The following is a 12,347-nucleotide window of genomic DNA, read 5'->3' as shown; positions in this document are numbered from 1 at the left end:
ATGGCACTACAAGAAGTCCATATCTCAAGTCTGGTCGTGCATGTGAAGCCGGCTTTTCTGGATTCCGTGAAAGATCAAATCGCGGCCATGCCCAATGCGGAAATTTACGGCGACAGTGAAGAAGGGAAAGTCATTGTGGTTCTGGAAACTGAAAACCAGGGCTTCGTGACCGATACCATAGATAAAATCAATAACTTAGAACACGTTTTAACGACGTTTTTAGTGTATCACCAAATTGAACACTTTGATTCGCAATCTGAGGATGATTCATGAAAATGACAAGACGTGCGTTTGTGAAAGCAAACGCCGCTGCTTCAGCAGCAGCGGTAGCGGGAATCTCGCTACCGGCTTCAGCAACTAACTTAATTGTTAGTTCTGACGAAACCAAAATTAAATGGGATAAAGCGCCTTGTCGTTTTTGTGGCACCGGGTGTTCTGTTTTGGTGGGGACGCAGAACGGGCGGGTTGTGGCTACTCAAGGGGACCCTGAAGCTCCGGTCAACCGTGGCCTGAACTGTATTAAAGGCTATTTCCTGTCGAAAATCATGTACGGCACCGACCGTTTGCAGACCCCTTTGCTACGCATGAAAGACGGCAAATATCACAAAGACGGCGATTTTCAGCCGGTGTCCTGGGATCAGGCATTTGACGTCATGGCCGAGAAATGGAAGGCCGCGCTGAACAAACTGGGCCCAACTGGGGTGGGAATGTTCGGCTCCGGCCAGTGGACGGTTATGGAAGGCTATGCGGCCTCCAAAATGATGAAAGCCGGTTTCCGCTCCAACAACATTGACCCGAATGCGCGTCACTGCATGGCATCCGCCGTAGGGGCATTCATGCGGACGTTCGGTATCGATGAGCCGATGGGGTGCTATGACGACTTTGAAAATGCCGATGCCTTTGTGCTGTGGGGCTCGAACATGGCCGAGATGCACCCAGTATTGTGGACCCGTGTGACGGATCGTCGTCTGAGCCATCCGCATGTGAAGGTGAACGTACTGTCCACTTACCAGCACCGTTCGTTTGAGCTGGCAGATAACGGCATGATCTTCCATCCGCAGACGGATCTGGCGATTGCAAACTTTATTGCCAATTACATCATCGAAAATGATGCCGTTAACTGGGACTTTGTTAATAAGCACACCAATTTCAAACGTGCTGACACTGATATCGGCTACGGCCTGCGTGATGATCACCCGCTGCAGGTGAAAGCGAAGAACGCCAACTCGGGCAAGATGCACCCGATGAGCTTTGAGGAATACAAAGCATCGGTGGCGGAATACACCGTCGAGAAAGCCTCAGAAATGTCCGGTGTCCCGCAGGATAAGCTGATCGAGCTGGCCAAGCAGTACGCCGATCCAAATGTGAAGGTGATGTCGTTGTGGACCATGGGCATGAACCAGCACACCCGTGGGGTGTGGATGAACAGCCTGGTGTACAACATCCACCTGCTGACTGGCAAAATTTCTCAACCGGGGAGTGGCCCGTTTTCGCTGACTGGTCAGCCATCCGCCTGTGGTACGGCTCGTGAAGTGGGAACATTCTCTCACCGTCTGCCGGCAGACATGGTGGTGGCCAATCCGAAGCACCGCGCGATTGCTGAAAAAATCTGGAAATTGCCGGAAGGGACGATTCCGCCAAAACCGGGTTACCACGCAGTGTTGCAGGACCGGATGCTGAAAGACGGCAAAATGAATGCTTACTGGGTAATGTGTAACAACAACATGCAGGCCGGTCCGAATATCAATGAAGAGCGCCTGCCGGGTTACCGTAACCCAGAGAACTTCATTGTCTGCTCTGACCCGTACCCGACTGCGACTGCGCAGGCTGCCGACCTGATTCTGCCAACCGCCATGTGGGTTGAGAAGGAAGGGGCTTACGGCAATGCTGAACGCCGTACTCAGGTTTGGTATCAGCAGGTAAAAGCGCCGGGTGAGGCTAAATCGGATCTGTGGCAGATCATGGAATTTACCAAGCGCTTCAAGGTTGAAGAAGTGTGGGATGACGCACTGCTGGCAAAGGCACCGCAGTACCGTGGTAAAACGCTGTTTGATGTGTTATTCCGCAACGGCCAGATTGACCAGTTCCCGCTGTCTGAAGCGCAGGCGCTGAATGATGATGCGCAGGCGCAGGGTTTCTACCTGCAAAAAGGGTTGTTTGAGGAATACGCCTCGTTTGGGCGCGGCCATGGTCACGATTTGGCACCATATGATACCTACCATCAGGTACGCGGTCTGCGCTGGCCGGTCGTGAACGGCAAAGAAACCCAGTGGCGTTTCATTGAAGGTTCCGATCCGTACGTTGCAGCAGGTAAAGGCTATCAGTTCTACGGCAACGCTGACGGTAAAGCGAATATCATTTTTGCACCGTTTGAGCCGGCACCGGAAACCCCGGATAAAGACTACGACATGTGGCTGTGTACTGGCCGTGTACTGGAGCACTGGCATACCGGAACGATGACCCGTCGGGTACCTGAGCTGTACAAAGCGGTGCCGGATGCGGTGTGTTTCATCCACCCGGATGATGCGCAGGCTCGTGGTTTGCGTCGTGGCGATGAGGTACTGGTTCAGTCTCGCCGGGGTGAAGTGCGCTGCCGCGTTGAAACCCGTGGTCGTAACCGTCCACCGGTCGGGCTGGTTTTCATTCCGTTCTTTGATGCCCGAATTCTGGTGAACAAGCTGATTCTGGATGCAACGGATCCGTTATCGAAACAGACCGACTTCAAGAAGTGCCCGGTCAAAATTTCTAAAGCCTGATAAGTCACCTATGTAGCAGCGGCTGTTTGCCTGACGCAGGCAGCCTGCTCTCGACCTGAATTTAGCCATTAAGGCGGAGAATAGAATGAAACGATTAGTCTTAGCAGTTCTGGCAGTCGGTATGATGCTGACCGGCGTTGTTCACAGTGCTGAAGCACTGAATAATCCGGGCGGCACAGGTGGCCTGTCTTCGTTGCGTGGGGCCACCAACCTGGAAGAAACCCGTCCGGCTGATCCGATGAAACGGTACCCTCGCGATCAGGGCACCATTAACAGTGATTATGTTTATCAGCCACCGCTGATTCCGCATACCATCCGTAACTATGAAGTCTCTCTGAATGCCAATAAATGTCTGGCCTGCCACAGCTGGAAAAATGCCAACGACATGGGCGCGACCAAAATCAGTGTGACGCATTACCAGTCTCCTCGTCAGGGGCAGGTACTGTCTGATGTCTCACCATCGCGTTACTTCTGTCTTCAGTGCCATGTGCCTCAGGCAGATGCGAAGCCACTGGTCGACAATGACTTCCAGCGTGTTGATGCGCTGCGCGAGTAGCCGGATAGAAAAGAAGAGGCTATTAATGAAGATAATCAAATCCTTTTGGCGGCGCTTCACCTCGCCAAGTAAAGTGGCGGTCGGGCTGGTCCTGTTCATGGGTTTTATGGGCGGCCTGCTGTTCTGGGGTGCATTTAACACCGGGATGGAAGCGACGAATACGGAAGAGTTCTGCTCCGGGTGTCATGCGCCGATTGTGAAAGAAATTCGGGAAACGATTCACTACTCGAACCGCTCTGGGGTCAGGGCTATCTGTTCTGATTGCCATGTTCCGCATAACTGGACCGATAAAATTGTGCGCAAGGTACAGGCATCGAAAGAGCTGGTGGCCTTTGCGATAGGCACGATTGACACGGAAGAAAAGTTCCAGGAAAGGCGCGGTCATTTGGCTAACCGGGAATGGCACCGGATGAAAAATAACGATTCCAAAGAGTGCCGCAACTGCCATGAATTTGAGTATATGGATTTCTCAGAGCAGGGCGCGCGCAGTGTGAAACAGCACTCTACCGCGTTGGCATCCGGTGAGAAAACCTGTGTGGACTGTCATAAAGGGATTGCTCACAAACTGCCTGATATGAAAGGCATCGAAGGCTGGCAGTAGCCGTCGGTAGAGGAGGAGAAACGTATGAGTACACTCGAATCGGTAATCTGGCACACACTGGGTTATGCGGCGATGCCAGTCATAATTTTGAGCGGTTTTCTGGCCGTCGCGGTGATTTGCATTGGTCTGCTGTCGTTAGGAAAAGACAAGCAAAGTTAAGTACCGGTTGCGTCGGTGGTGACTGGTGTGATTGCATCAGCCAACGTAAGCCATGTCTTCTGACCGTAGTCAGGAGGCATGGCTTTTTCGTTCTTAGCCTTTGGTCTTTCCAGCCCTGTCTTAGTCCTTCGCTGTAGGCTAAGCCTGAGCCTGAAAAGAGTCGGCGGCATTATTCGCGGTGCAGAAAATTTTCATATACCGCTAAAGCGAGCAGGCTGATCCAGATAGCATCCAGGGCACCCCACTCCAGCAAATACTGGTCAGGCGTCAGTATACCGACACTGGCATCAATAAGTTGCAGCAGTGTCATACAGATGATGCCCATCACACAGAACAGCAAAAAACTGGCTTTGGTCATAAGACACCCCAACAAGAAGAGTCATTCCAGCCAGTATTATAGATCTAACTGATAATTATTATCAAATAAGTTATTGCAAATAACCCTGCGCTTTTAATAACTCTCGGAACTGATCAGCGCGATCGCGATTGACGCCGAAGTCATAGTACCCGACTCGGGATGCTGAGCGGACAATGAGCTGGTTGCCGTCGCGCTGGACCTCAAAATCATCCACAAACTTAAAGACCCGGCTGGTGCACTCGATGCGGATATAGTCCGGTTTATCTTCAACCATCCGTGCTCCCGGTAACAGAGTCGCGACCCGTTTGACCGCTTTCCAGTATTTTTCTCCTTTTTCCGTCAGCGTAAACGGAGCAAGCTGAAAATCCTGACGCGCATCAAGTGTGGAGACGCAATTAGGTTTGTCGCCGCACGGCTGAGCAATTTTGATGTGATTGAGAGTGCTCGTGTCATTTTCTGATGACTGTTGGGCAGCAGTGCTGCTGCACGCCGCGAGTACCAAGCTCAAAGCCGTCAGTAATGGAAAGCGGGAGAAGCGTAATCGACTTGTTATCATGACAGAATTCCTTGTATGTCGTCTGGGTTCGGATGAACGCAATATCTGTTGGCGGTCTTGCTGAGCGCCAATGCAGCTTCTGTATGGGTTACAGCAGGTAGAAAGCCAGAAACCCGACCCACGATAAGCCAAGAAGAACCCAGGGAAGCCATTGTTGGCGAGACGGGGTAGCCAATGATGGGTCATGTGGGGCGATATTGTCGTGGTCGTAAGAAGTAGCCGGGTCGTTAAGTGGGTTCTTATCCTTGGACTGTTTCTTTCGTAGTTTATCTCTTTCTCGAGCCTTGGCTTTCTGTTGCTTCTTGTACTGCTCTATACCGTGTTGAATTCCCTGAGCAATCAGTTTGGTTTGTTCCTTGGTTTGCCCCGGTTTTTGCGTCGCGCGGGCAATGCGCATTGCTTCTGCTTGGGTTTCCGGAGATGGGGTTTGCTGTGGTTTTTTGACTGCCATAGTGATTGCCGTCGTTGTGTAATGTCGAATCATTTATCAGAGGCAAATTATACCCTCCGTCAGCGGGAAAGCTAATGCGATAGGCAATGAAAAGTGATCACACAACACGTAAAAATATTTCATTGTGTGAATGAATTTTGCCCAAGTGTGAATTTTTATTTTTATCTTTAACGCAATGAAAAGTAATGAATTATTAGGGGGGGTTCGGGAGGTGGTGCATAATTATCCCCAATGTGACTTGTGTAATAAAACTAGAAATTTGTGTGTTACTTAACGTAAAAACGTGAACTTGGCTACAAGTTGAACTGTTTTAAAGTGCGTTAAAGCACAGAATTTACCACGGCTGCTGGTGCGATAATCATAAAGGCTTATCTTGAGTAAACCGGTCAGATATAGCAGAAAACACCGTTGACCTGCGCTGGTGTTGAAAATGATCACATCAGCCTCCATTGCATAGAGTAAGTCGCATGTAGCAAGTCGATGACATGCCTGAGTCATAAGGTATGACGTCAGCAAATGGCATGTCAGTCATTAGCATGTGAAACGCCATTTGAAATCGCAATTGTTTGGGGAAATACGGTGTTATACCCGATTGAAGCCTATGACCGTCACGGGCTGCTGAAACCTTCAGCCATGTTATGGCTAACTCTGTTTTTCAGCGCAAAAGGCTGGCTGGTTTTTATTATTGCAGGGGCCAGTCGACAGCAAGGAGCCCGGATTCTGGAAACATTGTATCCGTTGCCACAGAACTTGTACCTGGCAATGGCGATCGGCCTCCCGGCAATGTTGCTGATGTGGTTGTCCGGTCACCGATATAAGAACAACAAAGTCATTAATTTTATCTGGCAGCGGGGGAAAATCATCCTGTTGCTGGCATATATCACAGATTGTGCGTTGCAAATGCATCAGCTGATCCTGACCCACGGGGCGTTCAGCTGGACCCGAGCTATCAGCCTGTTACTGACGCTATGGCTGGGCGGTTACTTACTCAGAAGTTCTCGGGTCAGAAACACATTTGCCGACAAGCCCATAGAGAGGTAACAAACATGAACGATTGGGGTAAAGGCCTGGTTCTGTTTAGTGCGTTATTAAGCCCGTTAGCCATGGCTGACTGGTTGCTGGATGTTAATTTTGAGCTGACTGGGGCAGGTATGACCCGGTCGGTGAATACGTCACTGTCGCTGTTGCCAGGTGAAGAAACGGTATTTTTTGGCACACTGGATGAAATTGGCCAGAATCAACGCGAATTGGTGGGGAGTGCTGAATTGATAGAAGTCTCCGCCGAACAAGTGAAGATTGCCTTTAAGGTGCAGGAGCGACTTGATGATGGCGGCTGGCGAACCCTGATTGCTCCAACCCTTTCCACTGGACTGGATACCCCGATTTTGTATGAAGGGCAAGACAGTGAAGGGGAAAAACAACTGAAGCTGCAAGTTGCCGTGACATCAGTCTAAACGACGATTTGGCTTTATTTTTACGCCTACTTTTTGCACCTGCTTTTTGCGTTAAAGATTGGCCGCGCGGGTGTATGCGTAGGTCTAAAAGTAGGTCTAAAAAAATGATTTGAGTTGCCTTACTGGTCAGAGATCGGTAACTCAGAAGAAGAGCGCTCCTGTCGGGAGCGTTTTTTGTTTTTGTACATCTGGGTATCAGCCCGGGATAAGAAGTAATCTGGTGTGTCTCCCTGCCGGTAGCGGGTGACCCCGATACTGGCGCCAATGTGTATTGACTGCTTGCCCATCTGAAAGGGTTCAGTTGCCAGTTGATTGAGCTGTTGGGACAGCGACTCGGCCGCAGAGTGGGGGGCGTCGGGCAGTAAAACGACAAATTCATCCCCTGCGAGCCGGGCAAAAAAAGCATCGCTTCCGGACAACAACGCTTTCACCCGCTGGCAAAACTGCTGCAACACCATGTCACCTACCTGATGGCCGTAAGTATCATTGACCGTTTTAAAGTTATCCAGGTCAATAAACAGTAACACAGGACAAGCTTGTTTATTCTTTGGCTTGTAGATGCTTTCCCACAACATCTCCCGAAGCGCGACCCGGTTTGCAACCCCGGTCAATGGATCCCGGCGTGCCTGACGGTTTGCCCGCTCTCTGGCCAGTTTATGCAAACTGACTTCACGTTTGAGGCGGGCGTTTTTGATGTAAAGAAAAGCCGCAGTCATCGCTAAGCCCAGTAAGATAAATACCGAGTTAGCAATCGCCAGAAGGTGGTTGTCAGCGTCAGGGGAGTCGTAGTGAAACAGGAACTGTGCATTGATTGTTGTTGGTGGCATCAGAGCATGCCGACTCAACTGATCGGCAATGGTTTGCCAGCGATGGGGATTCATATGGCCAATTTCGATCAAATCAGCCAGGATCATCGGGCGTGATGTTTCCAGTTCGTAGGCCAGATGCTCACGGGTTTTTCGCGACGGATAATGTGATTCGATCACATCCAGCGTTTCTTCCGGGTGGGACAGTGCATAGTACCAACCCTTGATACTGGCTGTTCGGAATCGCTCTGCCAGATCCGGTTTCTGCTCTGTGGTATGTTGATGGGTAAACAGGATATCACTGTAAAAATCAATGCCATGTTGAGCCGGCTGGAAGATCACCGGTTTGACTCCCGACTCCTTCAATAGGTAGGGCTCATTATTCAGGTAGCCGTTGAAAACGTCGACCCGGCCGGATAACAGATCCTGAATATTCCCTGAGGTATTCACCGCCTCGAACTCATTCAGGCGAATCTGGTTGCCAGTCAGCAAACTGATCAGCTCGGCATCCGTACTGCCGGCAAACATCATCACCCGCTTGCCTTTCAGATCGGTCAGGGTATCAATCTGGCTATCGGAGCGGGCCAATAATATCGACGGTGAGTGCTGGTAAATGGCCGCCAGCGCGGTAACCGGTTGGCCTTGTCCGAAGCCGATCAGCACCTCCGTATTGCCAACGCCAAAATCCGCCCGGTTATTCATTACCTGCTCGAGCGGATTAATTCCCTCTCCGCCGGGAACAATCGTGGCATTGATGCCAGCTTCACGGTAAAAACCTTTTACCTGTGCCATGTAATAACCGGCAAACTGCGCCTGATGATGCCAGCGCAATTGCAACGTGACAGATTCAAGCGCGAAGGATGGCCAGGCAATCAGACTGTATAAAAGGAAGAGAAAAGGGCTGAATTTCACAATATGCAAATGCGCGCTTAATGGTGTTCATTATTTTCAACAACTTAATCAAAGATGTAAAGGCGAACACGGATTTTTGCGACCGCTGACAATGATCAACGATAGTGATGGAAAACGCGTTATAATCAACGGACTGAAAAGCGCGAAGCGCAATGAGAGCAATAACAGGAGAAAGATATGGCAACTGCACAACCCCTAATTTTGCCAGAGGCCGGTCCATTTGCACTGTATGTGGTCATGAATGTTAAAGGTGACCGACACGCTTTGGTCGAGCAGTGCCAGAAACTTCATGATCTGGTTGAGAGTGTCAATAGCCAGCAACATGCGGATTTGCGTGCCTCTGTGGCATTCGGTAAACCTTTCTGGCTGACGATGGAAAAAGGCTGTCCGGCTCAGTTTGATGAGTTTACTGCGTTAGGTGAGGGAGCGATTACAGCTCCGGCAACTGGTGGTGATATTCTGTTGCACGTTAACTCTAGTCGTCATGACCTTAATTTCTACCTGCTACGCAAGTTCATGGAACCGGTAGCGGAAGAGCTGGACATTCTGGACGAAACTTACGGGTTCAAATACTTGGATGCCCGTGATATGACGGACTTTATTGACGGTACGGAAAATCCGAAAACCCGTGAAGCGCGTGCTGATGTGGCACTGATTCAGGATGGCGAATTTGCGGGCGGCAGTTATGTGATGATGCAGCGCTTTGTTCATAACCTGCCAGCCTGGAATCGACTGAATATTCAGGCTCAGGAAAAAGTGATTGGCCGTACCAAACCAGATTCTGTAGAGCTGGAGAACGTTCCTGCAGCATCTCATGTTGGCCGTGTTGACATTAAAGAAGAAGGCAAAGGGCTGAAAATCGTTCGTCACAGCCTGCCATACGGCACTGTCAGCGGCGACCATGGCCTGTTGTTCATTGCTTACTGCAATACTCAGCATAACTTTAAAGCGATGCTGGAAAGCATGTACGGCCATACTGACGGTAAAACTGACCAACTGCTGCGCTTTACATCTGCGGTTACCGGGGCGTATTTCTTCGCTCCATCAATGGAAATGTTGCAGTCTCTGTAATCAGCCTGGCAGAAAAGATCCCGGCAAGGTCGCGCCGGTACCAAGCTTGAGTGTATGTTCTGCCCCGGTCAGTGGATTGCCATGCTGTTGCGACAGCGGGCGACTCTGCAGAGCACGGGGAATTAGGAAAAATGGGCGATATATACATCGCCCTCCTGGAGTCTATCAGACACTCAGAAAAGCAGGCTTTACAGAATCAAAGCAAGCGAGAGCAAAGCCTCTCGCTTTTTTATGTTTGTGTTGCGGCAGGGCGCTACACAATGTCAGACAAACAAAAAGCGCCACCCGAAGGCAGCGCTTTGATGTCACAATAGCGAGTGGCTATCTACAACAGATGTTGTCTTATTTCTTAACGCGCAGCACAGGCGTTTCACCAACAGTGGTTGCACCAGAAAGCTTGTTCAGCTCTTTGATTTCATCCATGTTAGAGATAACAACAGGAGTCAGAGTAGATTTCGCTTTTTCTTCCAGCAGTGCCAGATCGAACTCAATGATAGTGTCGCCCACTTTCACTGTTTGACCTTCTTCAGCGACGCGAGTGAAGCCTTCGCCTTTCAGTTCAACAGTGTCAATACCGAAGTGAACGAACAGTTCGATGCCGTCGTCAGACTCGATAGAGAAAGCGTGGTTAGTTTCGAAGATTTTACCGATAGTACCGTTTACAGGGGCAACCATCTTGTTACCAGCTGGTTTGATAGCGATACCGTCACCAACGATTTTCTCAGCGAAAACCACATCTGGCACATCTTCAATGTTTACAATTTCACCAGAAAGTGGCGCGATGATTTCAATTGCACCAGCCTCAGCGCTGTCGTCAGAAACCAGCTTCTTCAATTTGTCAAACAGACCCATATCGTTGCTCCTAAGCGTTGTTATTTTATCTGCAGCTATCTTAGCAGATGGTCTTTTCTGCGATGAATTTTTCTACGTGCGCTTCGATTTCAGCGGCAGTAGGCATAGCAAGCGCTTGCTCAGCCATGGCTTTCACATCGGCATAGTTCGCGTTGCGGATAATCTTCTTAATGCGTGGAATAGAAATTCCGCTCATGCTGAACTCGTCCAGGCCCATTCCCAGCAGGAGTAGGGTCGCACGCTCGTCACCGGCCAGCTCACCACACATACCGGTCCACTTGCCTTCTTTGTGAGAAGCATCAATAACTTGCTTAATCACGGTCAGGACCGCAGGTGACAGTGGGTTGTAAAGGTGTGAAATCAGCTCATTACCACGGTCAACCGCAAGAGTATACTGGGTTAAGTCATTCGTACCAATACTAAAGAAGTCTACTTCCTTAGCCAGGTGGTGCGCAATTGACGCCGCAGCAGGGGTTTCTACCATCACGCCGATTTCGATGCTTTCATCGAACGCCAGACCTTCAGCACGCAGTTCTGCTTTGTACTCTTCAATAGCTGCTTTCAGTTCACGGATTTCTTCAACAGAGATAATCATCGGGAACATAACGCGTAGCTTGCCGTGGGCAGACGCGCGCAGGATACCGCGCAGCTGGTCGCGCAGGATATCACGACGATCCAGGCTGATACGTACCGCACGCCAACCCAGGAACGGGTTCATTTCTTTTGGCAGATCCATGTATGGCAGATCTTTGTCGCCACCGATATCCATAGTACGGATAATCACAGGCTCGCCGTGCATGGCTTCAGCCACTTCTTTGTAAGCCTGGTATTGCTCTTCCTCAGTTGGAAGGGCATCGCGATCCATGAACAGGAATTCAGTACGGTACAGGCCAACACCTTCACCGCCGTTACGGTTGATACCGTCACAGTCTTTAACTGTACCGATGTTACCGCAGACTTCTACCTGGTGACCGTCCAGCGTAATTGCCGGCAGATCTTTCAGTTTCGCCAGTTCTTCTTTTTCAGCCTGATACTGATCACGGATTGCTTTGAATTTGGTTAGCTCATCATCAGACGGGTTGATCACAATCTGGTTGTTGATTGCGTCAAGAATCAGCATGTCGCCGTTCTTCACTTTCGCTGTGATGTTGTTGGTACCAACGATGGCTGGAAGCTCCAGAGAGCGTGCCATGATGGAGGTGTGGGAAGTACGGCCACCGATATCAGTCACAAAGCCCAGAACGTAGTTCAGGTTGATTTGTGCGGTTTCAGAAGGTGTCAGGTCGTTGGCAACCAGAATCACTTCTTCATTGATGGCACTCAGGTTAACAACGTTAATACCCAGAGCATTTTTCACAACACGGCTGCCGATATCACGGATGTCGGTAGCGCGCTCTTTCAGATATTCGTCATCCAGAGATTCCAGCGTAACGGCCTGCTCTTCGATAATAGAGTAGATAGCGTAGTCAGCTGATGCTTTGTTGTCTTTAATGAAGGCTATGATTTCTTCTTCAAGCTCTTCGTCTTCCAGCAGCATGATATGGCCTTCAAAGATGGCTTCCTTCTCTTCACCGAAGGTAACACGCGCTTTTTCCTTGATTACTTCCAGTTGCTCAGAAGATTTTTTTCGAGCATCGAAGAAACGCTGAATTTCATTCTCGATTTGGTCTGCAGAAACAGGAGTCTTGTTCAGAACAATCTCTTCTTCCTGCAGTAGTAGTGCTTTACCAAAAGCAATACCAGGAGATGCCAGGATACCTGAAATCATAGCCTTACCTTAATTTGACGTATAACTAGGAAAAGTAATAAACGGGC

14 protein-coding genes are annotated in these 12,347 nt (G+C 49.8%); 8 read left to right on the top strand and 6 right to left on the bottom strand.

Features of this window, described 5'->3' with window-relative positions:
- From FH974_RS11935 to FH974_RS11915, 5 genes are all read left to right on the top strand, one after another.
- Positions 1–273 carry a chaperone NapD gene (locus tag FH974_RS11935; protein ID WP_047883889.1) on the top strand — a complete coding sequence of 91 codons (273 nt, stop codon included), beginning with the start codon at positions 1–3 and terminating at the stop codon, positions 271–273.
- Complete coding sequence (napA, locus tag FH974_RS11930; protein ID WP_047883888.1) at positions 270–2,756, top strand: periplasmic nitrate reductase subunit alpha; 2,487 nt, start codon at positions 270–272, stop codon at positions 2,754–2,756. The genes FH974_RS11935 and napA overlap by 4 nt, the downstream gene beginning before the upstream one ends.
- A gap of 85 nt (positions 2,757–2,841) precedes the next feature.
- Positions 2,842–3,312, top strand: coding sequence for a nitrate reductase cytochrome c-type subunit (locus FH974_RS11925; protein WP_207103302.1), 471 nt, complete (start codon positions 2,842–2,844; stop codon positions 3,310–3,312).
- A gap of 25 nt (positions 3,313–3,337) precedes the next feature.
- Complete coding sequence (locus FH974_RS11920; protein ID WP_047883886.1) at positions 3,338–3,913, top strand: NapC/NirT family cytochrome c; 576 nt, start codon at positions 3,338–3,340, stop codon at positions 3,911–3,913.
- Between the two features lie 24 nt (positions 3,914–3,937).
- Positions 3,938–4,072, top strand: coding sequence for a TIGR02808 family protein (locus tag FH974_RS11915; RefSeq protein ID WP_084712460.1), 135 nt, complete (start codon positions 3,938–3,940; stop codon positions 4,070–4,072).
- Between the two features lie 169 nt (positions 4,073–4,241).
- Here the strand turns inward: FH974_RS11915 and FH974_RS11910 are convergent, their stop codons facing one another.
- The 3 genes from FH974_RS11910 to FH974_RS11900 all read right to left on the bottom strand — a co-directional run bounded on the left by FH974_RS11910 (position 4,242) and on the right by FH974_RS11900 (position 5,437).
- Complete coding sequence (locus FH974_RS11910; RefSeq protein ID WP_047883885.1) at positions 4,242–4,430, bottom strand: hypothetical protein; 189 nt, start codon at positions 4,428–4,430, stop codon at positions 4,242–4,244.
- Positions 4,431–4,500: 70 nt separating this feature from the next.
- A complete protein-coding gene (locus FH974_RS11905) occupies positions 4,501–4,986 on the bottom strand; it encodes a DUF1499 domain-containing protein (RefSeq protein WP_084712459.1) in 486 nt (161 codons plus the stop codon).
- 88 nt (positions 4,987–5,074) lie between these two features.
- Positions 5,075–5,437 (bottom strand): DUF2956 domain-containing protein, encoded by a 363-nt coding sequence (locus FH974_RS11900; RefSeq protein WP_047883989.1) that lies wholly within the window; start codon positions 5,435–5,437, stop codon positions 5,075–5,077.
- A gap of 579 nt (positions 5,438–6,016) precedes the next feature.
- Here FH974_RS11900 and FH974_RS11895 point away from each other — a divergent pair.
- Together FH974_RS11895 and FH974_RS11890 are read left to right on the top strand one after the other, a co-directional pair.
- Positions 6,017–6,478 carry a DUF2919 domain-containing protein gene (locus FH974_RS11895; protein WP_047883988.1) on the top strand — a complete coding sequence of 154 codons (462 nt, stop codon included), beginning with the start codon at positions 6,017–6,019 and terminating at the stop codon, positions 6,476–6,478.
- Between the two features lie 5 nt (positions 6,479–6,483).
- The gene (locus FH974_RS11890; RefSeq protein WP_047883884.1) at positions 6,484–6,891 is read left to right on the top strand and encodes a hypothetical protein; all 408 of its coding nucleotides are present in this window, start codon (positions 6,484–6,486) and stop codon (positions 6,889–6,891) included.
- A gap of 119 nt (positions 6,892–7,010) precedes the next feature.
- Here FH974_RS11890 and FH974_RS11885 read toward each other — a convergent pair whose 3' ends face one another.
- Positions 7,011–8,609, bottom strand: a complete 1,599-nt coding sequence (locus tag FH974_RS11885) for a GGDEF domain-containing protein (protein WP_053061725.1) — start codon at positions 8,607–8,609, stop codon at positions 7,011–7,013.
- A 177-nt stretch (positions 8,610–8,786) separates the two neighbouring features.
- On the opposite strand from FH974_RS11885, the gene FH974_RS11880 reads away from it, so the two are divergent.
- A complete protein-coding gene (locus FH974_RS11880; RefSeq protein ID WP_047883883.1) occupies positions 8,787–9,680 on the top strand; it encodes a Dyp-type peroxidase in 894 nt (297 codons plus the stop codon).
- 342 nt (positions 9,681–10,022) lie between these two features.
- On the opposite strand, the gene crr is transcribed toward FH974_RS11880, so the two are convergent.
- Together crr and ptsI are read right to left on the bottom strand one after the other, a co-directional pair.
- A complete protein-coding gene (gene crr, locus FH974_RS11875) occupies positions 10,023–10,532 on the bottom strand; it encodes a PTS glucose transporter subunit IIA (protein WP_047883881.1) in 510 nt (169 codons plus the stop codon).
- A 40-nt stretch (positions 10,533–10,572) separates the two neighbouring features.
- On the bottom strand, positions 10,573–12,300 hold the full coding sequence (ptsI, locus tag FH974_RS11870) for a phosphoenolpyruvate-protein phosphotransferase PtsI (protein WP_047883880.1): 1,728 nt from the start codon (positions 12,298–12,300) through the stop codon (positions 10,573–10,575).
- Positions 12,301–12,347 lie beyond the last annotated feature (47 nt).

This window comes from Photobacterium ganghwense, from assembly GCF_017329545.1.
GTDB lineage: Bacteria > Pseudomonadota > Gammaproteobacteria > Enterobacterales > Vibrionaceae > Photobacterium > Photobacterium ganghwense.
The sequence above is the reverse complement of the archived record's forward strand: the minus strand, read 5'-3'. Positions and strand labels throughout refer to the sequence as shown.

Bases quoted from the DNA above. Each gene is read 5' to 3' on its own strand.
- FH974_RS11935 (WP_047883889.1), top strand. From the start codon at position 1: ATGGCACTACAAGAAGTCCATATCTCAAGTCTGGTCGTGCATGTGAAG.
- napA (WP_047883888.1), top strand. From the start codon at position 270: ATGAAAATGACAAGACGTGCGTTTGTGAAAGCAAACGCCGCTGCTTCA.
- FH974_RS11925 (WP_207103302.1), top strand. From the start codon at position 2,842: ATGAAACGATTAGTCTTAGCAGTTCTGGCAGTCGGTATGATGCTGACC.
- FH974_RS11920 (WP_047883886.1), top strand. From the start codon at position 3,338: ATGAAGATAATCAAATCCTTTTGGCGGCGCTTCACCTCGCCAAGTAAA.
- FH974_RS11915 (WP_084712460.1), top strand. From the start codon at position 3,938: ATGAGTACACTCGAATCGGTAATCTGGCACACACTGGGTTATGCGGCG.
- FH974_RS11910 (WP_047883885.1), bottom strand. From the start codon at position 4,430: ATGACCAAAGCCAGTTTTTTGCTGTTCTGTGTGATGGGCATCATCTGT.
- FH974_RS11905 (WP_084712459.1), bottom strand. From the start codon at position 4,986: ATGATAACAAGTCGATTACGCTTCTCCCGCTTTCCATTACTGACGGCT.
- FH974_RS11900 (WP_047883989.1), bottom strand. From the start codon at position 5,437: ATGGCAGTCAAAAAACCACAGCAAACCCCATCTCCGGAAACCCAAGCA.
- FH974_RS11890 (WP_047883884.1), top strand. From the start codon at position 6,484: ATGAACGATTGGGGTAAAGGCCTGGTTCTGTTTAGTGCGTTATTAAGC.
- FH974_RS11880 (WP_047883883.1), top strand. From the start codon at position 8,787: ATGGCAACTGCACAACCCCTAATTTTGCCAGAGGCCGGTCCATTTGCA.
- crr (WP_047883881.1), bottom strand. From the start codon at position 10,532: ATGGGTCTGTTTGACAAATTGAAGAAGCTGGTTTCTGACGACAGCGCT.
- ptsI (WP_047883880.1), bottom strand. From the start codon at position 12,300: ATGATTTCAGGTATCCTGGCATCTCCTGGTATTGCTTTTGGTAAAGCA.